Raw genomic sequence first — 24,536 nt, 5'->3', positions numbered from 1 at the left:
TATGTTAGCCGACAACCCTTTTTGCCACCGCCGGGGAAGAAGATTGCGGGTTAGCGCGCACGTTGAACATCAGCACGACGGACGATAACAGCGCGACGGCCATAAAGGTATAGGATACCCCCGGCCCGCCGGTTATCCCGTTCAGATACCCCACCAGCCACGCGCCAAGGAAAGCGCCGAGCGCGCCGAAGCTGTTGATTAACCCCATCGATACGCCGGAAACGTTGCGCGGCAGCAGTTCAGGAATAAGCGCGAAGAACGGCCCGTAGGGCGCATACATGCAGGCTGCGGCAATAACCAGCAGCGCATAGGATAACCAGAACGCCTGGTTGCCCACCATCCACGAGCCAAAGAAGGCGATAGCGGCAATCAGCAATAGCGGCCAGATAAACAGCTTACGATTCTGGAACTTATCCGACAGCCAGGAGACCGTCAGCATCAGGATAATCGCCGCCAGGTACGGCACCGCCGCCAGCCAGCCCACCGCCACGATATCCATCTGCGCGGCGTTTTTCAGAATCGACGGCATCCACATCATGAAACCGTAGACGCCGATGCTCCACAGCGCGTGTACGGCGCAGAGCATAATCACATTGCGCGAGCGCAGCGCTTCACCGTAGTTGCGCACCGGCTTGATATGGCTCTGCTCGCTGTCCATCACCTTCTGCAGGGTCTCTTTTTCCTGCTCGTTCAGCCAGGAAACCTCGGACGGTTTATCGCGCACCAGTATCCACCAGCATACCGCCCACAGCACCGCCGGAATGCCTTCAATGATGAACATTTCGCGCCAGCCCCACGCCTGAATCAGATAGCCGGAAACGATTGACATCCACAGCACCGTCACCGGGTTCCCGAGGATCAGAAAAGTATTAGCGCGTGAACGCTCGGTTTTAGTAAACCAGTTGCTGATATAAATCAGCATCGCCGGCATCACCGCCGCTTCCACCACGCCAAGCGTAAAGCGAATCGCCATCAGCATCGGAATATTGCTGACGAATCCGGTGGCCGCCGCGCAGAATCCCCATAAAATAAGGCTGCAGAAAATCATTTTCCGCACGCTGCGTTTTACCGCATATATCGCACCGGGAACCTGGAAAAAGAAATAACCGAGAAAAAATAATGCGCCAATCAGCGACGCCGTTCCTTTGGTAATACCCAAATCGCTTTCAATTCCCGCCGCAGCGGCAAAACCATAATTCGCGCGGTCAAGGTAGGCCAGACTATAGGTAATAAATATAATCGGCATTAAATACCACCAGCGACGCGCGGGTAATTTCGCGAGCATATGCATAAGCCATCCTCAGATATCAATATCTTCACACGAGTTAAATACGCCGTCCTTCTGGCAGCGCGGGCACGCTGCTGCCAGAAGGACGCGAAGTGATTCAGACAGCGGCGAGCATTCCGCCGTCCACAAACAGCAAATGACCGTTAACAAAGTTTGCCGCCGACGAGGCCAGATACACCGCGGCGCCAATCAGCTCTTCCGGTTTTCCCCAACGCGCCGCCGGCGTGCGCTGATACAGCCAGGCGGAAAACGCCTCATCGTTGACCAGGGCGGTCGTCATCTCGGTGGCAAAATATCCCGGCGCGATACCGTTAACCTGAATATTATATTCGGCCAGCTCAACGCACATGCCGCGGGTAAGCATTTTAACCGCCCCTTTTGAGGCCGCATAAGGCGTAATTGTTTTACGTCCCAGCTCGCTCTGCATCGAACAAATATTAATTATTTTTCCCGCGCGGCGGCCCATCATATATTTCGCCACCTGCTGCGATACCAGAAAAACGCCCTTCTGGTTGACCTCAATAACGTTGTCCCACTCCTCCTCCGGAAATTCGGTAAAAGGGAAACGCCGCTGGATCCCGGCGTTATTAATTAAAATATCAATTGCGCCGACCTCCTCTTCGATGCGGGCTATCGTCTGCTCGACCTGCGCCGCCTGGGTGACGTCAAAGGCGTACCCTACCGCGCGAAAGCCCTGCGCCACCAGCGCCTGCGCCGCCTGGTCTGCTCTTTCCTGCGTCCGGTCGTTAATGATTATCTCCGCGCCGTACTCGGCGAGGCCGCCGGCCAGCAGATGGCCTATCCCCTGAGCAGAGCCGGTGATCAGCGCGCGTTTCCCTGACAAATCGAATAAATTTCGCATAAAACCTCTTTTTCAATAACTGTTACGCGTAACTGTATACGCGTAACAGTTACGAATAGAAGAGGGTGAGAAGGGAAAATGATCGTTTTGTGATCGGTGATACATTTGAAGATTAAGGAATACAAAGGCCGGCATTGACGCTGTGACGCAAATACCGGCCAGGCAGAAGAAGAAGGGATTAAGCCGCGGTACGGCGGCTGCGGCGCAGCATGATGGCCAGCTGCCAGATATTGATCAGCACAATAATCGCCGTGGCGATAAACACCCAGCGGAAACCGGCCATGGCCGAGACCGACGCGCCGATCAGCGGCCCGGCCACGTTGCCGAGATACATAAACGACTGGTTATAACCGAAAATACGCCCGGTGACGCTGTCGCTGCAGTACTTCAGCAGAAGCGTTTGCACCGCCGGCAGCATCGCCCCATCGGCAAAACCGAGCAGAAAGCGCAGGACGCCAAGCTGGAATGGGGTCGTAACGAACGACATGGCAAAGAACATCACCACCGCGCAGCACAACGTCGCCAGCAGAATTCGCGAGGTGCCGATTCTGTCACCCAATTTCCCCAGACGGGGCGCCGAAATCAGCGCCGATACGCCCGGCACGGCGGCGATCATCCCCGCGAGAAAGGCGATGTTATTACTATCCGGCGCCATCGACTTGATAAACAGGGCCAGAATCGGGCCGATTGAGCCGTTGCAGAGCTGAATCACCAGGGTGGTGAAAAACAGGCTGATCACCAGCCCCGGATAGGGCAGCGAGGCAAACACCGCCTTACCGCTCAGCCGCTCCGCCTTGCTAACCTGCGGGCGGGCGCCCTCTTTAATCAGAAACAGCGTCACCAGGAAGCTTACGGTGAGCAAAATCGCGGTGATGATAAATACGGCGCGCAAACCGACATGGTCAGCCAGGAAACCGCCGAGCAGCGGCCCGCCAATCACGCCGCTGATCTGCGCCGTCGACAGCGTGCTCAGCGCCCAGCCGCTACGCTCGCGCGGAACCTGAGACGCCACCAGCGCCATGGCGTTAGGAATATAGCCGGAAGTCAGCCCCATCACCGCGCGCAGGATAAACAGCTGCCAGACGTTGGTGGCGAAGGCCTGGAGTAAAATGGCGATGGCCATGCCGAGCGAGGCGCGCAGCAGCATCAGCTTGCGCCCTTTGCGGTCGGCGAGGCTCCCCCACATCGGCGAGACGATCGCCGACACCAGAAAAGTGACGCTAAAGGTCAGCCCCGACCACATGGATAACGCTTCATGCGAGGTCACGCCCAGTTGGGAAACGTACAGCGGCAAAAAGGGGAGAATTTGGCTGATAGCCAGTCCGGTAAAAAAACAGCCAAACCAGACGGAGATAAGATTAACCTTCCAGGATTCCATAACTACGCGTATTCATTAGTTTTTCGACAATTATTATCTAGCTTAGCAATTTCCCTCATCCGACGTTCTACCAGAGGTGCGCTGGCAGAGAGTTTGGTGTTTTATGACATGTGATTCCGTTATGACGAACAATTTCGTGGTGAAAAGCGTACAAGACAGCGAGATATGCTCAGAAACAGAATCCCTGGCCGCGCATGCCGAGGTGAAAATGGTTGGCGTGGGCCGCGTTGTAGTCCGGCCCTAAAGCGTTACCGTAATAGCCGCAGCCGCCGGTCAGTAACGCCTGCAGCCAGGGGTGATACTGCGCATCGGGCCACCCTTTCAGCACGCTGATGCGGCGGCCATCGGCCAAACGAAAGCCGCTGATATCCAGCGCCTCCGCGGTAGCATGTTCGCTGCGCCGCGCGTTCTGGCGATGGTAAATATTGCGGCAGGCATAGCTGCCAAAATGGTCAACCTGGCGGAGCTCCTGCCCCAGCATCCGGCGGGTCAGCGGTTTCGCCTGCTGTTGCAGATACAGCGCGCTGCTCAACGCCAGCGGGCAGCTGGCGAGGAAGCTGCTGCTGAGCTTTACCGCGCCAAAATCGCGTACCCGAACCACGTTTTGCAGGGGGCACTCTCCCCCGCTATCGGCCACCGGCTGGCTGGTGATGAGATTTCGCTGATTCGCTTTTTTCAGCAGGCCGGCGCACTGCGAGGGGGTCAATCGCCGCAGCTTATAGTGAGTGATGAACCCCGGCGGATCCTCCAGGCGCAGCGGCGCCAGCGGGTTATAGTGCGCGGGAAGATAACGATAGCCGTAATATCCGGCCGCCAGCAGCGCCAACAGAACGATAAGCCCTTTTCCTTTCACGCGCTGCCTCCCAATGCTTTACCCGGTGAATATTATGGCAGCCAGGCGGCTGTTTCACATGCTATGTTATGCCCTTTGATGTAATCATGATGGAAGTTGAAATGGCTAAGATGAGGGTTGGGATCGTTTTCGGCGGTAAGTCGGCAGAACATGAAGTGTCGCTACAGTCAGCGAAAAATATCGTGGAAGCGATCGATAAAACGCGCTTCGACGTAGTTTTGCTGGGGATTGATAAGCAGGGGCAATGGCATATCAACGACGCCAGCAACTATCTGCTCAATCCGCAGGACCCCGCCCATATTGCCCTGCGCCCATCCGATATTACGCTGGCGCAAATTCCCGGACGCGAAGCGCAGCAGTTGATTAACGCCGATAGCGGCCAGCCGCTGGCGGCCATTGACGTGATCTTCCCGATTGTTCACGGCACCCTTGGGGAAGATGGTTCTCTGCAGGGCATGCTGCGGATGGCCAACCTGCCCTTCGTCGGTTCCGACGTTCTCGGCTCCGCCGCCTGCATGGACAAAGACGTCACCAAACGTCTGCTGCGCGATGCCGGGCTGTCGATTGCGCCTTTTATTACCCTGACCCGCGCCAACCGGAATCAGATGAGTTTTGCCGAGGTGCAGGCGAAGCTGGGCCTGCCGCTGTTCGTCAAACCGGCGAACCAGGGCTCCTCGGTGGGCGTCAGCAAGGTCAACAGCGAAGAGCAGTATCAGCAGGCGGTCGCCCTTGCCTTCGAATTTGACCATAAAGTGGTGGTTGAACAGGGGATTAAAGGGCGTGAGATCGAGTGTGCGGTGCTGGGCAATGATAATCCGCAGGCCAGCACCTGCGGCGAAATCGTCCTCAACAGCGAATTCTACGCCTACGACACCAAGTACATTGACGATCAGGGGGCGAAGGTGGTGGTTCCGGCGGCCATCGACAGCGACGTCAACGATAAAATTCGCCAGATCGCCGTTCGCGCCTATCAGACCCTCGGCTGCAGCGGCATGGCGCGCGTCGACGTCTTCCTGACCGCCGAGAACGACGTGGTGATTAACGAAATCAACACCCTACCGGGTTTCACCAACATCAGCATGTATCCGAAGCTGTGGCAGGCCAGCGGTCTGGACTACACCAGCCTGATTAGCCGCCTGATTGAGCTGGCGCTAGAGCGTCACGCTGCCGATCGCGCGCTGAAAACATCGATGAATTAATCCCGGTAACGGGTTCACCGCCATCTGCCGGCGGTAGCCCGGGTAAGGCGTTTACGCCGCGACCCGGGGAGTGTGCCGGATTGATGTATCAGCCCGGCCTTTTCCCGGCTCGCGCTGCGCTTAGCCGGGAAAAGGCTTCACCGCCTCCGCTTTACGCTTCCTCTGCCGGGCGGCGGCGAATAATAAACCCGGCGATCCAGAAGCTAATCACCCACGTCACTAGCCCAACCGCGTAAGAACGCCAGCCTTCAGTTTCATAGCCAAGCAGCCCGACCACGCCATTCATAATAAAAATTAACCCCAGCGCAACCGCGTAGTAGTGCCAATCGCGGCGGATTTTTTCAGTGAGCTTCATAATCACTCCGACAACAAAAAAAGCATCTTCGCATAGCCGCCACCGCGGGTCTGTAGCCACGTTGAGAATTGTCGCACATTGCGATATCGGTCTAAATTTCACAAATTTGTAGCAAACTCACAACCCGATGAAATCAGGAATATTCCTGGGCGGAAATTACCAGCAATCCGATACTGAAATCCCCCCTTCGTTGCCAGAATAAACCTCTATGTAGCCGTGGAAAAAACGGCAGGCAGGTGAAGTATGGAGGTCAATATGGCAGAGTTCACCTTTGCAAAGACCGTCAACGGCGGCAAAAAGAGGGGCTCTATCACCAGCAGCAACATCGCTTACGCTCTGTTTGTGCTGTTTTGCTTCTGGGCCGGTGCGCAAATGCTGAGTATGCTGATCCACGCGCCGGGGGTTTTTGAGCATCTGATTCAAATGCAGGACAGCAGCCGCCCGCGGGTCGAGATTAGCCTGACGGTTGGTACTCTCTTCGGGCTGATTCCCTTCCTGGCAGGCTGCGTATTAATTGGTATACCAGGGCTGATTTTCCGCTGGCGCAGCCGCCGCTAACGGCGCGCCATACAGCTGGCCCGCCGGTCATCAACGCGTTTAGCAAACCAGGCGGTCGTCAGATTACGGGTAATTTTCGGGCTCTCTAGCTGAATGCCCGGCAGCACTTCCCGCGGTAGCGTTTTACCGGCTTTTTTATCGGCAATGCGAAACACTTTTTTATAGAGTTCGCTCTCTTCAAACGCCAGGGTATCGCCCTTTTTCAACTGACGATGGATATCGTCATCGCTCATCGCCAGCTGTGAGGATAAACGGCGCACCGCCAGTTCGGTGGTTCCGGCCTCGTCGCTATCGTAACGAATTAAATCGCCATCTAGCGCCAGCTTCACGCCGGTCGCCCTGGAGACCGCATTCTGGAACGCGGCGTTGCGGCTGGCGTACCATCCGGCGTTGAAATCGGCAAAACGGTACAGCGGCACGCTGTAGTTCGCCGGATAGTTCAACAGATGATAAGTGCCAAACCACAGACCGCCGCGCAGGCTGAACACCTCCTGGCGCACGGTACCGTCGATTTTCCACGGATAGCCGTCGGTATGCTGCTCGGCGAAGGCGATGCTGACCTGCATCGGGCCGCCGGTATGCACCGGGTTCAGGGAGCCGAACAGCTTCTGCCCCATCGGCACCATACCGATAAAATCATCGAAAATCGCGCTCAGCTGCTTTTCGGTTTTCACGCTGTCCAGGCGTTCGCTATAGCTTTTGCCGTTGGGCGACTTGATTTTCAGCGCGGTATGCACCAGAAAAACCGGGATATGCATTTTCTCCGCCCGGCGGTCTATCTCCTGCCAGGCGATTTTGTTTAGCCCGGGCACCGCCGGGTCCGACTGATAGTTGGACTCCTGCTGCGCCACCGCCAGCACCGAACAGACATTCTCTTCCGTCGGCGCCAACTTCTGGCTGGCGAAGGTTTTGGCGATGGCCTGTGCCCAGGCCTCGCGATCTTTGACGCTGGCGGGCATTTTCTGCCGCACCACCGCGGCAACATCAATCGGCTTTTCGCCCTCCTTCAGCACCGGCTCCGGCTTGCTGGAACAGGCGCTGAGAACCAACCCGGCCACTAACGTCAGGGTGAGCGAAACAAAACGAGATGATGCTACGGCCATATTTCTTCCTTGCAATGGTTAACTTAATGTTTGGGTCACTTCCAGCAGCTCTTTGCCATCCAGTTCGCGTTCAAAGCTGCGCAGACGTTTGTAGATGGACATCAGCTCAACCAGCGTAGTCCAGGAGCTAATCAGATACTGGAACGAACCGCGAACCTGGCCAAAGACGTTGGTTATCTGAGTCATCAGGCCCAGCGTAATCGTACCGGCAACAATCGACGGAAACAGCAGGAACAAACCGAAAACGTTATCGACCTGAAGATAAAGAATACGGGCGATATTGAAATACATGTAGTGGAAATAGAGGCGGAAATAGTTGCGGCGCACGGCGCCAAAGAGCTCACGCACCGTCGGCGGCGTCGCGCGGCTGGCGTCATCCTCGCCGTACACCAGCTCTTTACGATAGGCGGCCTCGACGCGCTGGTTTTTAAACTCCAGCCCGGGCAGCTTGATTCCCACCACCGCCAGCAGGCCGGTGCCCATTAACGACCAGACGATCGCGGCAATCACCAGGCCGTAAGGCAGATGGCCGACAATCGGTAAATCCGGGACGTGCGCGGAGAGCGTCACCAGCACCGGCAGGAAGGCGATAAGCGTCATCACCGCGTTAAGGAAGCTGACGCCCATGCTCTCCAGGGTGGAAGCAAAGCGCATGGTATCTTCCTGCACACGCTGCGCGGCGCCTTCGATATGGCGCAGATGCTGCCAGTGCGCCATATAGTGTTCGTTCATGGCGGTACGCCAGCGGAAAACGTAGTGGCTGACGAAGAAGTTGTTCATCACCCCGATAATCACCGCGATAAGCGCGATGCCGAGAAAGATGCCAATCTCATGATAAAACTGGTTAATGCTGACCTTATGCGGCGTCGCCAGCGCGGCCTGAATAAGATCGTAGAACGGGGCGTACCAGGCGTTGATCGCCACCCCGACCTCCACCAGAAACCAGGTGACGAAAATAATCAGCGAGGTACCGAGGATCGACCAGTACTGCCAGCGGTGGGGGCTGTAGATAAACCAAAAGAGGGCGAAAACGCCCACGCAGAACACATAAAAGGCGTAGAACACCAGATAGTTAAGCGACCAAAAGCGCGCCGCGCTAATCGCCACATCCTGGGATGCGCCGGTGGCCCGCAGCAGCCAGTCGCCGCCGCCCGCCTGCCAAAAGATCACCGCCAGCAGCGACCAGATAAAGGCAGAAATAAAAAACGGCCCCGGTTTGGGGAAAAAGGATTTAAACATCATGCTCTCCTGCTAACTTCTTTTTCATTTTGCTGTGCTGTGTACCACAAAAACGCCCGCCGCAAAGCCGTCGCAGCGAAGCAAAGTGGGCGGATGATGAGACCGGATATCAGCGGCTTAGTTCGCCGACCATCCGTTCAGAATTGTTTCTGTCGATTTCACCTGTAAAGGATTGCCCGGAACGGTCAGCGTACGCCACACTTCGTTGTAGTGGGCGATCAGCGTGACGGCCTGCGCCGCCGGGCGGTTGGCGGTAGTATGGGCATCTTCAGCGACGGTAATCGCATAGCCCCGGCTGGCGCCGTTTTTGATGGTGGTATCTACGCAGTAGTCGGTGGCGCAGCCGCAAATCACAAACTGCGTGATGTGATGCTCGCGCAGCACCGCTTCCAGACGGGTGCGGTAAAAGGCGTCGCAGGCGGTCTTGGTCACAAACAGCGCGCCAGCGGGTTGGTGCAGTTCGGGCAGCAATGCAAAACCTTCGCTCCCCTCCTCCAGACCGTCCTCTTCGCAGTGCTGGATGAAGACAACGGTATCCGCGGCGTCTATCAGGCGGTTGATTTGCGCCGCGCAGCGCTCGCGCTCAATACGCGGCGTCGTGAAAACGCCGTTTTGCATATCCACTACCATCACTACCCGTTTCGCCGCCATCGTCTCTTGCCACCCATCTTAAGCCAAAACGATCATCATACGCGCCCGCGGGCGAAAGCCGCTATCCGAAAGCTTAAAAAAGGTTTTTTTACGCCAGGTTACGTTTTTCCGCACAGAATGGCGTTAATAGCGCTTTGCTCGGCGGCGCTTCGTAGTATAAATACGCTCTATATTTTTCTTCACCATGATGGATGTCCCCGTTGAAACGTAGTCTGCTCATTTTTGCTGCGCTGTGCGCGGCGTCGTTGACATCGGCGCAGGCCGCGCAGCCGAGCGTCGACCCGGAATTCGCCGCCGATGTTGTCGACCGTTACGCTAACCATATCTACTACGGCAGCGGCGCGACCGGTATGGCGCTGGTGGTTATCGATGGTAACCAGCGCGTATTTCGCAGCTTCGGCGAAACGCGCCCGGGCAATAATGAGCACCCGCAGCTCGATTCGGTGATCCGCATCGCCTCCCTGAGCAAGCTGATGACCAGCGAAATGCTGGTCAAACTTCTCGACCAGGGCGTCGTTAAGCTCAACGATCCGCTGAGCAAATACGCCCCGCCGGGCGCACGGGTGCCGACATATCAGGGAGCGCCCATCACGCTGGTGAATCTGGCGACCCATACCAGCGCCCTGCCGCGCGAACAGCCCGGCGGCGCGGCGCACCGGCCGGTGTTCGTCTGGCCGACGCGCCAGCAGCGCTGGAACTGGCTCACCACGGCGACGTTAAAAACCGCGCCGGGTTCGCAGGCCGCCTATTCCAATCTGGCGTTCGATTTACTGGCCGATGCGCTCTCTACCGCCGCGGGCAAGCCTTATCCGCAGCTGTTTGAAGAGCAGATCACCCGCCCGCTGGGGATGAAAGACACGACCTTTACGCCGTCTCCCGATCAGTGCCGACGCCTGATGATCCCGGAGAAAGGGGCCAGCCCGTGCAACAATACCCTGGCGGCCATCGGCAGCGGCGGCGTTTACTCCACGCCTGGCGATATGATGCGCTGGATGCAGCAGTTCCTCTCTTCCGATTTCTTCACCCGCGGGCAGCAGGCGGACCGGATGCAGACGCTGATCTATCAACGCAGCCAGCTGACGAGGGTGATCGGGATGGACGTGCCGGGCAAAGCCGATGCGCTGGGCCTCGGCTGGGTCTACATGAAGCCGAAGAACGGCCAGCCGGGCATCATTCAGAAAACCGGCGGCGGCGGCGGTTTTATCACCTATATGGCGATGAACCCGCAGGCTAACGTCGGCGCCTTCGTGGTGGTAACCCGCTCGTCATTGACGCGTTTCAATAACATGAGCGACGGGATCAACGAGCTGGTCAGCGAATTAAGCGGCGTCCGCCCGGTGATGGAAACCGCCAGCCAGTAGCCTTGTGGGATGTTTTACCGACGATGGATAAGGATCGTTTTGGCGAAACATCCCGCCGCCAATTGAGGTAAACTCGCTTTTTTCATTTCACAAAATCAGGCAAACCATGACAGATTTAATCACTCGCCCACGCCGCCTGCGCAAGTCCGCTTCGCTACGCGCCATGTTTGAAGAGACAACACTGAGTTTGAACGACCTGGTGTTGCCGATCTTTGTTGAAGAAGAAATCGATGATTACAAAGCCATCGAAGCCATGCCCGGCGTGATGCGTATTCCGGAAAGACACCTGGCGCGCGAAATCGAGCGCATTGCCAACGCCGGTATCCGTTCGGTGATGACCTTCGGGATTTCCCATCATACCGATGCCGTTGGCAGCGATACCTGGAACGAAAACGGCCTGGTGGCGCGCATGTCCCGTATCTGTAAAGAGGCGGTGCCGGAGATGATCGTGATGTCCGACACCTGCTTCTGCGAATACACCTCCCACGGCCACTGCGGCGTGCTGTGCGACCACGGCGTCGATAACGATTTAACCCTTGCCAACCTCGGTAAGCAGGCGGTGGTCGCCGCTGCCGCAGGCGCCGATTTTATCGCTCCTTCCGCGGCGATGGACGGCCAGGTGCAGGCTATTCGCCAGGCGCTGGACGCCGCCGGATTTACCGATACGGCGATTATGTCCTACTCCACCAAGTTCGCTTCATCGTTCTATGGTCCGTTCCGCGAAGCCGCGGGCACCGCGCTGAAAGGCGATCGTAAAACCTATCAGATGAGCCCGATGAACCGCCGCGAAGCGATTCGCGAATCGCTGCTGGACGAAGCCCAGGGCGCCGACTGCCTGATGGTCAAACCGGCCGGTCCGTATCTCGATATCCTGCGCGATCTGCGCGAGCGCACCAACCTGCCGCTGGGCGCGTACCAGGTGAGCGGTGAATACGCGATGATTAAGTTCGCCGCCCAGGCCGGCGCTATCGATGAAGAGAAAGTGGTGCTGGAAAGCCTCGGCGCGATCAAACGCGCCGGCGCGGATCTGATCTTCAGCTACTTCGCTCTCGATCTGGCCGAAAAGAAAATCCTGCGTTAGTTTAGCTCCCCGGGCTACGGGCTTACAGCTATCTGTGGGCTGGTAGCCCGGACAGGCGCAACGCGCCGCCTCCGGGAAAGTCACTTTAACGACGCTCGCCGCGCAATAACTCCTTCACCTCTCCCCCCAATCAATCGGATACAAACTACGGCTTACATCGCGATGAAAGGTTGAATAGGGCCAATCCCGTACCTGACTTACCCACCCGTGCTTAACCGGAGTGCAATCTGGAAACGCGTTCGCAACTTTCCGGCTTCGGCCTTCCCGGAGGCGGCGCTGCGCGCCTGTCCGGACTACCTGCTACCAACCTCCGCGGTTCCCGCCAATCCCAAATCTTCACCCAACTGTAATCTGAGCGACATCTGCGCCTTCTACTGTCTGGGCAGGACGGAGGAGGTGCCGCTATGTTTAGTCTCGACAATGTTATCGATGACCTGTGGCCTCAGGCAAAGCCAGCCCCCTGGCAGAAAAAGGTGCTGAAAAAGCTCCTGCATGAGGAAGAGTTTCAGCAGTTTGCCGCGCGTCATCATCACCTGAAAGGACTGGATACGGTCGAACAGGTGCTCGAACATCTCAATATTCGCTGTGCTATCCCGGCGCACGATCTCGAACAAATCCCTGAATATGGCCCGCTGGTCATTATCGCCAACCACCCTACCGGTACCCTCGATGGCCTGGCCCTGCTCTATGCGGTCTCCCGCGTGCGCCGCGACGTTAAAGTGGTCACCAACCGCATGCTGACCCACCTTGAACCGCTGAGCTCGCTGTTTATTCCGGTCGATAATATCAACGGCCGAACCGCCAAAGCGGCGCTGCAGCAGATGGACCAGCAGCTGCAAAACGGCGGCGTGCTGATTTTCTTCCCGGCAGGCGAAGTTTCACGCCTCACCCGACGCGGCATTCGCGATAAAAAATGGCACTCCGGATTTATTAAGCTGGCGGCGAAATATCGCGCCCCGCTGCTGCCGGCGTGGATCCGCGCGCGCAACAGCGCGCTGTTTTACGCCAGCACGTTGATTTCCGATAGCTTGCCGCTGCTGCTGCTGATGCAGCAAATGTTTCGTCGCCGCAACGGCAGCCTGCCGGTTAATTTCGGCCAACAGATTGCCTGGTCAAGCTGGTTCGATCCCCAGCGCTCTACGCGCGAGCTGACCGAGCGCTGCTATCACCACCTGCAACTGCTTTCAAAGGGGCAGCCCGGCGTATTTAAAAGCGAAAGCGCTATCGCCCGTCCCGAAGACCGCGCCCTGCTCAAGCGCGAACTGGGCCGGGCGGAAACCCTGGGGCGCACGGCGGACGGCAAAGTGATTTATCTCTGGCAGCGCCACGGCCAGGAAGATGCGCCGGTGCTGCGCGAACTGGGCCGCCTGCGGGAAATCGCCTTTCGCGCGGTGGGGGAAGGCAGCGGCAAACGACGCGACGTTGACGGCTATGACGACGACTATCTGCATCTGATTCTGTGGGATGAAGCAGACCTTGAAATCGTCGGCGCCTACCGCTTTATGCCGACCGCGATGCAGCTGGCAAAGCGCGGCCTGAACGGCATCTACAGCTACAGCCTGTTCCATTACGACGCGCGGATGGACGATATTCTGCAACACGGTATCGAGCTGGGGCGCAGCTTTATCCAGCCGCGCTACTGGGGCCGCCGCGGGCTGGACTACCTGTGGTCCGGCATCGGCGCGTATCTGGCGCGCTATCCGCACTATCGCTATCTGTTCGGCCCGGTGTCGATTTCCGGCGGGCTGCCGCCGTCGGCGCGCGATCTGCTGGTCGCGTTCTATCGACTGTGGTTCCCGGCGACGCATCCGCTGGCGGAGTCGCGCCGCCCTTATCCAGCCTCGCTGCCCGATGTGCTGGCGCAGTTTGGCGGAGAAGATTACAACGACGATCTGGCGCGGCTGAAGTCCCTGCTCGGCAACCTCGGCTGCGCGATCCCGCCGCTGTATAAGCAGTATTCAGAAGTCTGCGAGCCGGGCGGCGTGCAGTTTATCGATTTCGGCAGCGATCCGGATTTCAACAACTGCGTGGATGGGCTGGTGCTGGTGGATTTGACCTATCTGAAGGCCAACCGCTATCAGCGCTATATTGGCGCGCATTTGGACGCGCAAAAATCGGCATAAAAGCCTTTTCCCGGAGGCGGCGCGTTTATCGTAGGTTGTATCCCGGCTTGCGGCGCATTGCGCCTTAGCCGGGCTACACCCATTACCCCGCCCGGTAATAGGGTTTATCCCCGAGAATCGTCGCCCGGTGCATAATGCGCCGCTGCGGCAGGTAATCGGCGTTGGCGTAGTGCTGGGTGACGCGGTTATCCCAAATCGCCACGTCGTTCGGCTGCCAGCGCCAGCGTACCTGGAAGTCCGGTTTAGTGACGTGAGCAAACAGGAAGCCGAGCAGCGCCTCGCTCTCTTTCTCCGTCACGTCGACGATGCGGGTAGTAAAGCCCTCATTGACAAACAGCGCCTGCTTCCCGGTCACCGGATGGGTGCGCACCACCGGATGCAGCAGCGGCGGATTTTTCGCCACCGCCTCCAGCCAGCGCTGATGCTCCTCTTCGCTTTTGCGGTATTTGTACTCCTGAAACGATTTGCGGAAATCATGCTCCGCGCGCAGGCCGCTTAACAGCTGGCGCAAAGGCGCGGAGAGCGCCTCATACGCCGCAATGCCGCTGGTCCACAGGGTATCGCCGCCGGTCGAAGGCAGCTCTTTTGCCGCGAGGATCGCCCCGGCGGGCGGCGTGTCAATAAAGGTGACATCGGTGTGCCAGTTATCGTTATCCGGCGGATTATCGTCGTGGGTATCGAGAACGATAATCTCATCCACGCCGGGCGCGTGCGGATAGACCGGATGAATATGCAGGTCGCCAAAGCGCAGGGCGAGATCGCGCTGCTGCTCGGGAGTGATGTTCTGCTCGCGCAGGAACACCACCTGATGGCGCAGCACCGCGTGATACAGCTGCTCAAACTGGTTGTCGCTCAGCGGACGGGTGATGTCGACGCCGGATACCTGCGCGCCAATATACGGCCCCAGCGGGGTAATGCTTAAACGTTCGCTCATTGTACTTCTCCATGCCAGGGCGTCAGGCGACGCTGCAGCGCGCGCAGCCCCAGTTCCAGTAAAAAAGCGATGATGGCAATCACCGCGATACCGGCCAGCACCACATCGGTGGCGAGGAACTCACCGGCGGACTGCACCATAAAACCTAACCCGCGGGTGGCGGCAATCAGCTCCGCGGCCACCAGCGTCGACCAGCCCACGCCAAGCCCAATACGCAGGCCGGTGAGGATCTCCGGCAGCGCGCCGGGCAGGATCACCAGCCACAGCACCTGCGCCCGGCTGGCGCCTAAAGCCTGCGCGGCGCGAATGCGCACCTGCTGGGCGCTCTTAACCCCCGCCAGCGCCGACATCGCCACCGGCGCGAATATCGCCAGGTAGATCAGCAGGATCTTGGAGGTCTCGCCGATGCCGAACCAGATCACCATCAGCGGTAAATAGGCCAGCGGCGGCACCGGGCGATAAAGCTCGATCAGCGGGTCGAGGATCCCGCGCACCGTGGGGCTCAGCCCCATGGCGATCCCCACCGGCACGCCGAGCAGCACCGCCGCCAGCAGCGCGATGACGATACGCGTCAGGCTCGCCGCCAGGTGCTGCCAGAGGGTGGCGTCCATAAAGCCCTGCGGACCGGCAATAGCGATCAGTTTCTGCCATACCTGTCCCGGCGGCGGCAGAAACAGCGGACTAATCAACTGCAGAGCGGCAACGGCCCACCAGATAGCCAGCAGTACCGCCAGGGTCGCCAAGCTCAGGCTGAGCTGACGCGAGAGCGGCCAGCGCCACTTCAGTCCCCGCTGACGCGGTTTGTCATTGATGACCACGCTCATGAGAAAGCCTCCCGTTGTTCAAATACCCGGCTGAGGACGTATTCGCGCTGTTCGATAAACCGCGGGTCCGATTTAATGCTGCGACAGGATTCACCGGCGACGAAGCGGCGGCCAAAATCGAGCGGCAGCCGTTCGAGCACGCGCCCCGGCCCCGGCGAGAGCAGTACCAGTTCGGTGGCCATAAACACCGCCTCTTCGATATCGTGGGTGATCAGCAGTACCTTCTTACCGGTCTCATGCCACAGGCTAAGCAACAGGGTTTGCATCTGCTCGCGGGTAAAGGCATCCAGCGCGCCAAAGGGCTCGTCGAGCAGCAGCAGCTGCGGATTTGCCGCCAGCGCGCGGGCAATGCCGACCCGCTGACGCTGGCCACCGGAGAGCTGCCAGATAAAGCGTTTTTCCGCCCCTTCAAGGCCCACTTTTTTCAGCATCCGCGCGGCGGTTGCCCGGCGCTGCGTTTTGTCGACCCCGGCCAGCTGCAGCCCGAGCGCGACGTTATCCTGCACGTTGCGCCACGGCAGCAGCCCTTCATGCTGAAAGACCACGCCGCGATCGGCTCCCGGTCCTTCAACCCGCTGGCCTTCGAGGGTGATGCTGCCGTGCTGATAAGGCACGAATCCGGCAATCAGGTTTAGCAGCGTGGTTTTACCGCAGCCGGAGGGCCCCAGCACCACCAGCAGTTCGCCGCTGTCCAGCGTCAGGTTGATATCCGCCAGCGCTGGTTTACCGCCGTAGTCGGCGGAAAGATGCGAGATTTGCAGCATCATGACCCCCTTTACTTCACAAAACGGTCGGTAACATACTGGCTGTAGTCGCTGCCGGCGGCGGGTACTTTGCCCTGCTCTTTAAGGAACTTCGCGGTGTCGATGATGGCTTTATTCACCGGCCCGTTCAGCTCCTGCGCCTGCTGGGCGGCGGTCAGGTAGGTATTGCCTTTCACCAGCCCCGGCACGTCGGCTTCCGGTACGCCGCTTAAGCGCGCCAGCTTGCTGATGTTTTCCGGCTGCTTCAGCCATTCGTCCGGGTTGGCGATATAGGGCTGCTGCGCGTCAATGGCGCTTTTGGCGAAGGCTTTGACAATATCAGGATGCTTTTCGGCAAAGTCTTTGCGTACTACCCACACGTCCAGCGTCGGCGCGCCCCACTCGCCCACCTGCGACGAGTCGGTGAGAACCGTGCCCTCTTTTTCCAGCGCGTTAACCGCTGGCGCCCAGACGTAGGCGCCGTCAATGTCGCCGCGCTGCCAGGCGGCGATAATCGCCGGCGGCTGCAGGTTAAGGATCTGCACCTGGCCCGGTTTAATCCCCCAGTGCTTCAGCGCCGACAGCAGGCTGTAGTGGGTGGTGGAGATAAAAGGAACGGCGATGCGTTTGCCGATCAGGTCCTGCGGTTTGGTGATGCTCTTCTTCACCACCAGCGCTTCGGAGTTACCGAGCTTTGAGGCCAGCAGAAACACTTCAATCGGCACCTGCTGGGTGGCGGCGACCGCCAGCGGACTGGAGCCGAGGTTGCCGATCTGCACGTCGCCGGAAGCCAGCGCCCGCACGATGCTCGCGCCGCTGTCAAACTTGCGCCAGTCGACGGTCGCCCCGCTGGCTTTAGCGAAAGTGTTGTCCGCCTGGGCGACTTTCGCCGGCTCGGCGGAGGTCTGGTACGCCACGGTGACGTTGACCGCCTGGGCCTGAAATGCCGCCAGCGCCAGCGCGGCAATGAGTGTGATACGCGATGATAGTGCCATAGTGACTGCTTCCCATAGTTGTTATGGGTGCAGTATTTCCGGCGCGATGCGTTTGATGAAGTAATTAAAAATTCTTGCTAAGAACAAAGCGTTTTTAGAAAAAAAATGGCAATGGTTAGTTAATTTTCACAAAAACCGCGACCTGGCTTTTATTGCGATTCTGTTACTTGGATTGCATAACTACGCCTGATTGATTGCCAGCGCAGCGGCGGCAGGCATCATAGAACCATGATGCGCTAAGAGAGAAGAAACATGATTCGAGTGGTGCTGGTCGATGACCATGTGGTGGTGCGTTCAGGCTTTGCGCAGTTACTCAGCCTCGAAGAAGATCTCGAGGTGGTTGGCCAGTTCAGCAGCTCGGCGCAAGCCTGGCCGGCGCTGCTGCGCGACGATGTCGACGTGGCGGTCATGGATATCGCCATGCCGGATGAGAACGGCCTGAGCCTGCTAAAGCGCCTGCGCGCGCAAAAGCCGCAGTTCCGCGCCATCATTCTCAGTATTTACGACACCCCCACCTTCGTGCAGAGCGCACTTGATGCCGGCGCCAGCGGCTATCTGACCAAACGCTGCGGCCCGGAGGAGCTCGTGCAGGCGGTGCGTTCCGTCGGTATGGGCGGACACTACCTGTGCGCCGATGCGCTGCGGGCGCTGCGCGGCGGAGAGCAACCGGCGCAGGTGCTGGAGGTGCTCACCCCGCGTGAACGCGAAGTCTTTGATTTGCTGGTTAAAGGCGACAGCGTCAAGGAGATCGCCTTCAAGCTCGAGCTCAGCCATAAGACGGTGCACGTCCATCGCGCCAACGTGCTGGGCAAACTGCAGTGTCACAGCACCATTGATCTGGTCCATTTCGCCCTCGACCACCAGCTGCTGGCGGGTCATTAATGTCGCGCAGCCTTCGCCACGGGGTGATTTCGCTGTTCATCGTGCTGGCCTGGGGAAGCGGCTGGCTGATGCTGTGGACGCTCGGGTTTTACCTGACCCATAACGGCCAGCAGGCGGCGCTGTTCCTGCCGCACGGCGTCTATCTGGCGCTGCTGATCCTGCTTTCGCGCCGCTACTGGCCCGCGCTGGCGCTGCCTCCCATGCTGATGCTGCTCTGGCTGCACGGCGAACAGCTGCTGAACGGCTATCTTCTGCTGGCCGCGCCCTTGATCGGCCTGCTCCCCGCCGGCATCGCCCAGCAGTTCTGGCACCGCTTTCCCCTTTACTGGCAGCGGCTGACGCTGCTGCTGGCCACGGTTACCGCCAGCGCATTACTCAACACCGCCCTGCTGTCGCCGTTTGTGAAAAGCCCGGCGATGATGCTCGGCCTGGCCTCGTTTACCGGCGGCGTGCTGCTGACGCCGTTTGTCTATCTGATCTTTGAATTCCTGCGCCAGCAGCACCGCTACCACCTGCTGGGGCTGGATACCAACAATCCGCCGCTGCGCACCTCGCTGATCATCTGGTGCAGCCTGTTCTTTATCATCGGTATCGGCACCCAAATGGTGCTGTCGCCGGAAATCGAGCGCCTGCTGCTGATTGTGGTATTTCTGCCTAACGTGGTGATGGCGTGGAAGTTCGGCTGGCAGGGCGGCGTCCTCTCCGGCCTGCTGGGCAGCATGATGATCACCATCGCCCGCCAGGTTGGCGTTGGATTCAGCAATCTGGTGGAGCTGGAGATTTTTCTGGCCACCCAGGCGCTGCTCGGCATCGGGCTGGGGATTGCCATCAGCCGCCAGCAGCACCTCGCGCAAAACCTGCACCACTATCGCCAGCGGCTGGAAGCGGAGCTGGCGGCGCGGCGGGCGCTGGCCGAAAAGCTGATCCATACCGAAGAGGATACGCGCAAAAGCCTGGCGCGCGAGCTGCACGATGAAATCGGCCAGAATATTACCGCCATTCAGATCCAGTCGCAGCTGGTAAAGCGGGCGCGCGATCCGGCGCAAACTCAGGCCGCCGCCAGCCAGATTAACGATCTCGCTCGACGCATTCACCACTCCACCCGCCAGCTGCTGCGCCAGCTGCGCCCTCCGGCCCTCGATGAGCTGTCGTTTAAAGAGGCGCTGCACCATCTGCTCAATGAGTTTGCCTTTGCCGAGCGCGGTATCCGCTGCCGCTTTGACTACCGGCTCACCGCCACGCCGGAGAGCGAAACGGTGCGCTTCACCCTCTATCGGCTGCTGCAGGAGCTGCTTAATAACGTCTGTAAGCACGCCGACGCCAGCGAAGTCGCCATTGCCCTGTTTCAGCAGGGCGCGCTGCTGCGCCTGGAGGTAAAAGACAACGGCATCGGACTTCGCGCCGACCAAATGGCCGGCTTCGGCATTCAGGGCATGCGTGAACGGGTCAGCGCCCTCGGCGGAGAGCTGACGCTGGAGTCGCAGCGCGGCACACGCGTAATTGTTAACTTGCCCACAAATTTGCAACAAACAGCCGGCTAACCAGGAAAAAGTCTTAGTCACTGCGGACTTTCTCTCATCCCCTTTCGATTTCACTTTCATATAGTCAGCAAAACGGAGACGGCTATGCACGCACGCTCAGCAACCGACATCAATCACCATTACCGGACGCTGCGTCCGCAGTTGCTGATGTACATGGTCATCGGATATGCGGCGTTTTACCTGACGCGCAAAAGCGTCAACTACGTATTGCCGGCGCTGCAAACGGATCTGGGGCTGGATAAAGGCGATATTGGCCTGCTGGGGTCGCTGTTTTATCTGACCTACGGCCTGTCGAAGTTTGCCGCCGGGCTGTGGCACGACAGCCACGGGCAGCGCTGGTTTATGGGCGCGGGCCTGTTCGCCACCGGTCTACTGAACGTGGTGTTCGCCTTCGGCGAGTCGCTGACGCTGCTGCTGGCGGTCTGGACGTTGAACGGATTTTTTCAGGGCTGGGGCTGGCCTCCCTGCGCCCGCCTGCTGACCCACTGGTACTCGCGCAACGAACGCGGCTTCTGGTGGGGCTGCTGGAATATGTCGATCAATATCGGCGGGGCGATTATCCCGCTGATTAGCGCCTTTGCCGCCCACTGGTGGGGCTGGCAGGCGGCGATGCTGGCACCGGGGATGATCAGCATGGCATCAGGCATCTGGTTAACGCTACAGCTGAAAGGAACGCCCCGCGAAGAGGGATTGCCTTCAGTAGGCAGCTGGCGTAACGACCCGCTGGAGCTGCGCCAGGAGCGGCAAAGCCCGCCGATGGGGCTATGGCAGATGCTGCGCACCACGATGCTGAAGAATCCGATGATCTGGCTGCTGGGCGTCTCTTACGTGCTGGTCTACCTGATCCGCATCGCGCTCAACGACTGGGGCAACATCTGGCTGACGGAGAGCCACGGCGTCAATCTGCTCAGCGCCAACGCCACGGTGATGCTGTTTGAAGCGGGCGGCCTGCTCGGGGCGCTGTTCGCCGGATGGGGTTCGGATCTGCTGTTCAGCGGCCAGCGGGCGCCGATGATTTTATTGTTCACGCTGGGGCTGATGGTCTCCGTCGCCGCGCTCTGGCTGGCGCCGGTGCACCACTACGCGCTGCTGGCGGTCTGTTTCTTTACGGTGGGCTTCTTCGTTTTTGGCCCGCAAATGCTGATTGGCCTCGCGGCGGTGGAGTGCGGACACAAAGCGGCGGCGGGTTCCATCAGCGGATTTCTCGGCCTGTTCGCCTATTTGGGGGCAGCGCTGGCGGGCTGGCCTCTGTCGCTGGTCATTGAACGCTACGGCTGGTCGGGGATGTTCAGTTTGCTCTCGGTCGCCGCAGTTCTGATGGGTTTATTGCTGATGCCGCTGCTGATGGCGAGCATTACTACCTCTGCTGCTCAAAGGATAGAATAATGAAAAAAACGCTGGTCACTACCCTGATTGCTTCCGGCATTGCGCTGGCGACGTTAAGCGGCGCGGCGCACGCCAAAGGTCGTCTGGTGGTCTATTGCAGCGCCACCAACGAAATGTGTGAGGCGGAAACCAAAGCCTTCGGCGAAAAATATGACGTGAAAACCTCATTTATTCGCAACGGTTCCGGCAGCACGCTGGCGAAGGTCGATGCCGAGAAGAAAAACCCGCAGGCGGATGTCTGGTACGGCGGCACCCTCGACCCGCAGTCCCAGGCCGGTGAAATGGGCCTGCTGCAGCCCTATAAATCGCCGAATCTTACGCAGGTCATGGAGCAGTTCCGCGATCCGGCGAAGCTGAAAGGCAACTACTCCTCGGCGGTGTACGTTGGCATTCTCGGCTTCGGCGTAAACACCCAGCGCCTGAAAGAGAAAAATCTGCCGGTGCCGAAATGCTGGAAAGATCTGACCAAACCGGAATATAAAGGCGAAATCCAGATTGCCGACCCGCAGAGTTCCGGCACCGCCTACACCGCGCTGGCGACCTTCGCCCAGCTGTGGGGGGACGATCAGGCTTTCGATTATCTTAAACAGCTCAACGCTAACGTCTCCCAGTACACGAAATCCGGTATCGCCCCGGCGCGCAACGCCGCCCGCGGTGAAACGGCCATCGGCATCGGCTTCCTGCACGACTATTCGCTGGAAAAAGAACAGGGCGCGCCGCTGGAGCTGATCTCGCCGTGCGAAGGCACCGGCTATGAAATTGGCGGCGTCAGTATCCTGAAGGGCGCGCGCAACCTCGACAACGCCAAACTGTTCGTCGACTGGGTGCTGTCGAAAGAGGCCCAGGAGCTGGCGTGGAAGAAAGGTAAGTCTTATCAGATCCTGACCAACACCACCGCCGAAACCTCGCCGAACTCGCTGAAGCTCGACGACCTGAAGCTCATCAACTATGACATGGATAAATACGGCTCAACGGACGTGCGTAAAGCGCTCATCAATAAATGGGTTAGCGAAGTGAAGATGGGTAAATAAGCCCGCATTGCGTTCATTTGCCGGGTGGCGGCATCAACGCCCTACCCGGCCTACGACACCGGAAAACTTATGTCACACACACTTGCACTCCATCCCGTGAAAAAGCGGGATGCGATATTCCTTTGGGTTTTATTCGGCTGGCTGGCGTTTGCCCTGCTGCCGAGCTGGAGCCTGGATTACGGTCTGCTGGAGTCCACAAGCGATGAAATTCTCGCGGCCTACGGCTGGTCACAGCTGAATATCAGCTGGCTGTGGTATCTGCTGCCGAGCCTGCTGCTGATTCGTCCATGGCAGGAGGCGAGGCGGGAGCAGCGCAGCCGCCACTATCTTGATGCCGGCTGGGCGTTTTTATGTATGGCGTTTATCGTCGTCAGCGCCACCGTGGAAGGCCGCGGGTTAGGCTACGCCACCATCGTGCTGTTTGTCGCGCTGGGGGCCATCATGACCCTGGCGCTCACCCGCCTGGAATGGCTGGGCGGCGACCGCTTTGTGATCGGTTCGCTGGTCGCCATCGTGGCGTTAATCGGCGTCTTTATCGTCTGGCCGAGCATCGCTATTTTTATCCCGATGTTCACCAACGACGCGGGCGAATTTGCTCCGCTGGCGTTTATGGCCGTGCTGTCGCAGGCGCATATTGTCCAGGTTATTATTAACTCGATCGGCCTGTCAATTGCGGTAGGCGTCGGCTGCACCTTCTTTGGCCTGGTGCTGGCGATTTACACCACCCGCATCGCGAAGCGCAGCGCGATTATCGGCCGCATTTTCTCGATTCTGCCGATCGTCACCCCGCCGTTTGTCGTCGGCCTCGGCGTCACCCTGATGATGGGCCGTTCCGGCTACGTCACCGAACTGATGGTCGACTGGTTCGGCTTAACCAACACCAACTGGCTGTACGGATTTACCGGCATCTGGCTGGCGCAGGTGCTGGCGTTCACCCCGATGGCGTTTATGATCCTCGACGGCGCGATTAAGACCATTCATCCGTCGCTGGAGGAGGCGTCGTACACCCTGCGCGCCAGCCGCTGGCAGACCTTCAACGGCGTCTTCGTCCCGCTGCTGAAACCAGCGCTGGCGAACGCGTTTTTAATCGTCATCGTCCAGTCGCTGGCCGACTTCAGCAACCCGCTGGTGCTCGGCGGCAACTTCGACGTGCTGGCGACGCAAATCTACTTCTATATCACCGGTTCGCAGCTCGATTATCAGGCCGCCAGTACCCTCGGCGCATTCCTGCTGCTGTTCTCGCTGCTGGTGTTCTGCATTCAATATATGTGGATCGGCAAGCGTTCGTACGTCACGGTTTCCGGCAAGTCCTATCGCGGCGACGTGCAGCCGCTGCCGGTGACCCTGGTGTGGAGCGTGATCGCCATTCTGGCGGTGTGGATCGCCTTCAACGCCCTGCTCTACGGCAGCATTTTCTACGGCAGCTTTACCGTTAACTGGGGCGTGGACTACACCCTGACGCTGGATAACTTTATCAAGCTGTTCGGCCAGGGGATGAGTGACGGCGCCTGGCCTTCGCTGCTTGATACCCTGCTGTATGCCGGGATCGCCGCGCCGATCACCGCCGCCTTCGGCCTGCTGATCGCCTGGATCGTGGTGCGACAGCAGTTTAAAGGCAAAAAGACCATCGAGTTCACCACCATGCTGTGCTTCGCGGTGCCGGGCACCGTGGCGGGCGTCTCCTATATTCTCGCCTTTAACAGCGCGCCGGTGTACCTCACCGGAACGGCGGCGATTGTGATTATCTCGATGGTGATGCGTAACGTACCGGTGGGCATTCGGGCGGGCATTGCCGGTTTAGGCCAGATCGACAAATCGCTCGACGAAGCCTCGCTCAGCCTGCGCGCGGGTTCCCTGCGCACCATTACGCACATTCTGCTGCCGCTGCTGCGCCCGGCGATCCTCTCGGCGCTGATCTACAGCTTTGTGCGCGCCATTACCACCGTCAGCGCCATTGTGTTCCTCGTGACGCCGGACACCCGCGTCGCTACCGCCTATATCCTCAACCGGGTGGAAGACGGCGAATACGGCGTGGCGATCGCCTACGGATCGATTCTGATCGTCGTGATGCTGGCGATTATTTTCCTCTTTGACTGGCTGATCGGGGAAGCGCGTATCTCCCGTTCAAAAGCCAAAAACCAGGCGTAAT

Annotated in this window: 22 protein-coding genes and 1 pseudogene; 10 read left to right on the top strand and 13 right to left on the bottom strand. The window is 59.0% G+C overall.

What is annotated here, in order from left to right:
• Nucleotides 1-4: 4 nt before the first annotated feature.
• The 4 genes from BWI76_RS06145 to BWI76_RS06130 form a co-directional block, all read right to left on the bottom strand.
• Nucleotides 5-1,291, bottom strand: a complete 1,287-nt coding sequence (locus BWI76_RS06145) for an MFS transporter (protein ID WP_049087362.1) — start codon at nucleotides 1,289-1,291, stop codon at nucleotides 5-7.
• Nucleotides 1,292-1,385: 94 nt separating this feature from the next.
• Nucleotides 1,386-2,150, bottom strand: a complete 765-nt coding sequence (idnO, locus tag BWI76_RS06140) for a gluconate 5-dehydrogenase (protein ID WP_004132483.1) — start codon at nucleotides 2,148-2,150, stop codon at nucleotides 1,386-1,388.
• 178 nt (nucleotides 2,151-2,328) lie between these two features.
• A complete protein-coding gene (locus BWI76_RS06135; protein WP_004129587.1) occupies nucleotides 2,329-3,528 on the bottom strand; it encodes a multidrug efflux MFS transporter in 1,200 nt (399 codons plus the stop codon).
• Between the two features lie 169 nt (nucleotides 3,529-3,697).
• Entirely contained in the window at nucleotides 3,698-4,381 is a 684-nt protein-coding gene (locus tag BWI76_RS06130; protein WP_004132485.1) for an extensin family protein, read from the bottom strand.
• A 101-nt stretch (nucleotides 4,382-4,482) separates the two neighbouring features.
• Between BWI76_RS06130 and ddlA the strand changes: the two genes are divergently transcribed.
• Nucleotides 4,483-5,580 (top strand): D-alanine--D-alanine ligase, encoded by a 1,098-nt coding sequence (ddlA, locus tag BWI76_RS06125; protein WP_004132487.1) that lies wholly within the window; start codon nucleotides 4,483-4,485, stop codon nucleotides 5,578-5,580.
• A 151-nt stretch (nucleotides 5,581-5,731) separates the two neighbouring features.
• On the opposite strand, the gene BWI76_RS06120 is transcribed toward ddlA, so the two are convergent.
• A complete protein-coding gene (locus BWI76_RS06120) occupies nucleotides 5,732-5,935 on the bottom strand; it encodes a DUF2754 family protein (protein WP_004132489.1) in 204 nt (67 codons plus the stop codon).
• A 255-nt stretch (nucleotides 5,936-6,190) separates the two neighbouring features.
• On the opposite strand from BWI76_RS06120, the gene BWI76_RS06115 reads away from it, so the two are divergent.
• Complete coding sequence (locus BWI76_RS06115; protein WP_004129576.1) at nucleotides 6,191-6,493, top strand: DUF2755 family protein; 303 nt, start codon at nucleotides 6,191-6,193, stop codon at nucleotides 6,491-6,493.
• Here the strand turns inward: BWI76_RS06115 and BWI76_RS06110 are convergent.
• The 3 genes from BWI76_RS06110 to BWI76_RS06100 all read right to left on the bottom strand — a co-directional run bounded on the left by BWI76_RS06110 (nucleotide 6,490) and on the right by BWI76_RS06100 (nucleotide 9,465).
• Nucleotides 6,490-7,596 (bottom strand): DUF1615 domain-containing protein, encoded by a 1,107-nt coding sequence (locus BWI76_RS06110; protein WP_024359080.1) that lies wholly within the window; start codon nucleotides 7,594-7,596, stop codon nucleotides 6,490-6,492. The two genes, BWI76_RS06115 and BWI76_RS06110, sit on opposite strands and share 4 nt — an antisense overlap.
• A gap of 18 nt (nucleotides 7,597-7,614) precedes the next feature.
• Entirely contained in the window at nucleotides 7,615-8,835 is a 1,221-nt protein-coding gene (gene sbmA, locus BWI76_RS06105) for a peptide antibiotic transporter SbmA (RefSeq protein ID WP_004132492.1), read from the bottom strand.
• A 117-nt stretch (nucleotides 8,836-8,952) separates the two neighbouring features.
• Nucleotides 8,953-9,465 (bottom strand): isochorismatase family protein, encoded by a 513-nt coding sequence (locus BWI76_RS06100; protein ID WP_177947701.1) that lies wholly within the window; start codon nucleotides 9,463-9,465, stop codon nucleotides 8,953-8,955.
• Between the two features lie 221 nt (nucleotides 9,466-9,686).
• Between BWI76_RS06100 and ampH the strand changes: the two genes are divergently transcribed.
• Both ampH and hemB read left to right on the top strand, forming a co-directional pair.
• Nucleotides 9,687-10,847 carry a D-alanyl-D-alanine-carboxypeptidase/endopeptidase AmpH gene (gene ampH, locus BWI76_RS06095; RefSeq protein WP_004132496.1) on the top strand — a complete coding sequence of 387 codons (1,161 nt, stop codon included), beginning with the start codon at nucleotides 9,687-9,689 and terminating at the stop codon, nucleotides 10,845-10,847.
• Nucleotides 10,848-10,953: 106 nt separating this feature from the next.
• Entirely contained in the window at nucleotides 10,954-11,928 is a 975-nt protein-coding gene (hemB, locus tag BWI76_RS06090; RefSeq protein ID WP_004132498.1) for a porphobilinogen synthase, read from the top strand.
• A gap of 85 nt (nucleotides 11,929-12,013) precedes the next feature.
• Here hemB and BWI76_RS28020 read toward each other — a convergent pair.
• Nucleotides 12,014-12,147 (bottom strand): annotated as a pseudogene (locus tag BWI76_RS28020) (transposase); the annotation flags it as partial.
• Nucleotides 12,148-12,332: 185 nt separating this feature from the next.
• Here BWI76_RS28020 and BWI76_RS06085 point away from each other — a divergent pair.
• Complete coding sequence (locus BWI76_RS06085; protein ID WP_004133711.1) at nucleotides 12,333-14,051, top strand: lysophospholipid acyltransferase family protein; 1,719 nt, start codon at nucleotides 12,333-12,335, stop codon at nucleotides 14,049-14,051.
• A gap of 82 nt (nucleotides 14,052-14,133) precedes the next feature.
• On the opposite strand, the gene tauD is transcribed toward BWI76_RS06085, so the two are convergent.
• Genes tauD through tauA form a run of 4 tightly spaced genes read right to left on the bottom strand, consistent with a single transcriptional unit; the run spans nucleotide 14,134 to nucleotide 17,547 of the window.
• Nucleotides 14,134-14,985 carry a taurine dioxygenase gene (tauD, locus tag BWI76_RS06080; RefSeq protein ID WP_004133713.1) on the bottom strand — a complete coding sequence of 284 codons (852 nt, stop codon included), beginning with the start codon at nucleotides 14,983-14,985 and terminating at the stop codon, nucleotides 14,134-14,136.
• The gene (gene tauC / locus BWI76_RS06075; protein WP_004133715.1) at nucleotides 14,982-15,809 is read right to left on the bottom strand and encodes a taurine ABC transporter permease TauC; all 828 of its coding nucleotides are present in this window, start codon (nucleotides 15,807-15,809) and stop codon (nucleotides 14,982-14,984) included. The genes tauD and tauC overlap by 4 nt, the downstream gene beginning before the upstream one ends.
• A complete protein-coding gene (tauB, locus tag BWI76_RS06070; RefSeq protein WP_004133718.1) occupies nucleotides 15,806-16,573 on the bottom strand; it encodes a taurine ABC transporter ATP-binding subunit in 768 nt (255 codons plus the stop codon). The genes tauC and tauB overlap by 4 nt, the downstream gene beginning before the upstream one ends.
• An 11-nt stretch (nucleotides 16,574-16,584) precedes the next feature.
• Nucleotides 16,585-17,547, bottom strand: coding sequence for a taurine ABC transporter substrate-binding protein (tauA, locus tag BWI76_RS06065; RefSeq protein WP_004129543.1), 963 nt, complete (start codon nucleotides 17,545-17,547; stop codon nucleotides 16,585-16,587).
• Between the two features lie 252 nt (nucleotides 17,548-17,799).
• Between tauA and BWI76_RS06060 the strand changes: the two genes are divergently transcribed.
• From BWI76_RS06060 to BWI76_RS06040, 5 genes are all read left to right on the top strand, one after another.
• Nucleotides 17,800-18,429, top strand: a complete 630-nt coding sequence (locus BWI76_RS06060; protein WP_004133720.1) for a response regulator transcription factor — start codon at nucleotides 17,800-17,802, stop codon at nucleotides 18,427-18,429.
• On the top strand, nucleotides 18,429-19,970 hold the full coding sequence (locus tag BWI76_RS06055) for an MASE1 domain-containing protein (RefSeq protein WP_064371480.1): 1,542 nt from the start codon (nucleotides 18,429-18,431) through the stop codon (nucleotides 19,968-19,970). The genes BWI76_RS06060 and BWI76_RS06055 overlap by 1 nt, the downstream gene beginning before the upstream one ends.
• A gap of 60 nt (nucleotides 19,971-20,030) precedes the next feature.
• Entirely contained in the window at nucleotides 20,031-21,356 is a 1,326-nt protein-coding gene (gene uhpC / locus BWI76_RS06050) for an MFS transporter family glucose-6-phosphate receptor UhpC (RefSeq protein ID WP_224232486.1), read from the top strand.
• Nucleotides 21,356-22,387, top strand: a complete 1,032-nt coding sequence (locus BWI76_RS06045) for an ABC transporter substrate-binding protein (RefSeq protein WP_004133724.1) — start codon at nucleotides 21,356-21,358, stop codon at nucleotides 22,385-22,387. The genes uhpC and BWI76_RS06045 overlap by 1 nt, the downstream gene beginning before the upstream one ends.
• Nucleotides 22,388-22,456: 69 nt before the next feature.
• Nucleotides 22,457-24,535 (top strand): ABC transporter permease, encoded by a 2,079-nt coding sequence (locus tag BWI76_RS06040; protein ID WP_004133727.1) that lies wholly within the window; start codon nucleotides 22,457-22,459, stop codon nucleotides 24,533-24,535.
• Nucleotide 24,536: the final 1 nt, after the last annotated feature.

Origin of the sequence: Klebsiella sp. M5al (assembly GCF_002090195.1) — a bacterium.
GTDB lineage: Bacteria > Pseudomonadota > Gammaproteobacteria > Enterobacterales > Enterobacteriaceae > Klebsiella > Klebsiella grimontii.
The sequence above is the reverse complement of the archived record's forward strand: the minus strand, read 5'-3'. Positions and strand labels throughout refer to the sequence as shown.

Bases quoted from the DNA above. Each gene is read 5' to 3' on its own strand.
- hemB (WP_004132498.1), top strand. From the start codon at position 10,954: ATGACAGATTTAATCACTCGCCCACGCCGCCTGCGCAAGTCCGCTTCG.
- tauA (WP_004129543.1), bottom strand. From the start codon at position 17,547: ATGGCACTATCATCGCGTATCACACTCATTGCCGCGCTGGCGCTGGCG.
- BWI76_RS06120 (WP_004132489.1), bottom strand. From the start codon at position 5,935: ATGAAGCTCACTGAAAAAATCCGCCGCGATTGGCACTACTACGCGGTT.
- tauC (WP_004133715.1), bottom strand. From the start codon at position 15,809: ATGAGCGTGGTCATCAATGACAAACCGCGTCAGCGGGGACTGAAGTGG.
- BWI76_RS06045 (WP_004133724.1), top strand. From the start codon at position 21,356: ATGAAAAAAACGCTGGTCACTACCCTGATTGCTTCCGGCATTGCGCTG.
- ddlA (WP_004132487.1), top strand. From the start codon at position 4,483: ATGGCTAAGATGAGGGTTGGGATCGTTTTCGGCGGTAAGTCGGCAGAA.
- BWI76_RS06085 (WP_004133711.1), top strand. From the start codon at position 12,333: ATGTTTAGTCTCGACAATGTTATCGATGACCTGTGGCCTCAGGCAAAG.
- BWI76_RS06055 (WP_064371480.1), top strand. From the start codon at position 18,429: ATGTCGCGCAGCCTTCGCCACGGGGTGATTTCGCTGTTCATCGTGCTG.
- BWI76_RS06100 (WP_177947701.1), bottom strand. From the start codon at position 9,465: ATGGTAGTGGATATGCAAAACGGCGTTTTCACGACGCCGCGTATTGAG.
- BWI76_RS06040 (WP_004133727.1), top strand. From the start codon at position 22,457: ATGTCACACACACTTGCACTCCATCCCGTGAAAAAGCGGGATGCGATA.
- BWI76_RS06135 (WP_004129587.1), bottom strand. From the start codon at position 3,528: ATGGAATCCTGGAAGGTTAATCTTATCTCCGTCTGGTTTGGCTGTTTT.
- idnO (WP_004132483.1), bottom strand. From the start codon at position 2,150: ATGCGAAATTTATTCGATTTGTCAGGGAAACGCGCGCTGATCACCGGC.
- tauD (WP_004133713.1), bottom strand. From the start codon at position 14,985: ATGAGCGAACGTTTAAGCATTACCCCGCTGGGGCCGTATATTGGCGCG.
- BWI76_RS06115 (WP_004129576.1), top strand. From the start codon at position 6,191: ATGGCAGAGTTCACCTTTGCAAAGACCGTCAACGGCGGCAAAAAGAGG.
- tauB (WP_004133718.1), bottom strand. From the start codon at position 16,573: ATGCTGCAAATCTCGCATCTTTCCGCCGACTACGGCGGTAAACCAGCG.
- BWI76_RS06145 (WP_049087362.1), bottom strand. From the start codon at position 1,291: ATGCATATGCTCGCGAAATTACCCGCGCGTCGCTGGTGGTATTTAATG.
- BWI76_RS06110 (WP_024359080.1), bottom strand. From the start codon at position 7,596: ATGGCCGTAGCATCATCTCGTTTTGTTTCGCTCACCCTGACGTTAGTG.
- BWI76_RS06060 (WP_004133720.1), top strand. From the start codon at position 17,800: ATGATTCGAGTGGTGCTGGTCGATGACCATGTGGTGGTGCGTTCAGGC.
- sbmA (WP_004132492.1), bottom strand. From the start codon at position 8,835: ATGTTTAAATCCTTTTTCCCCAAACCGGGGCCGTTTTTTATTTCTGCC.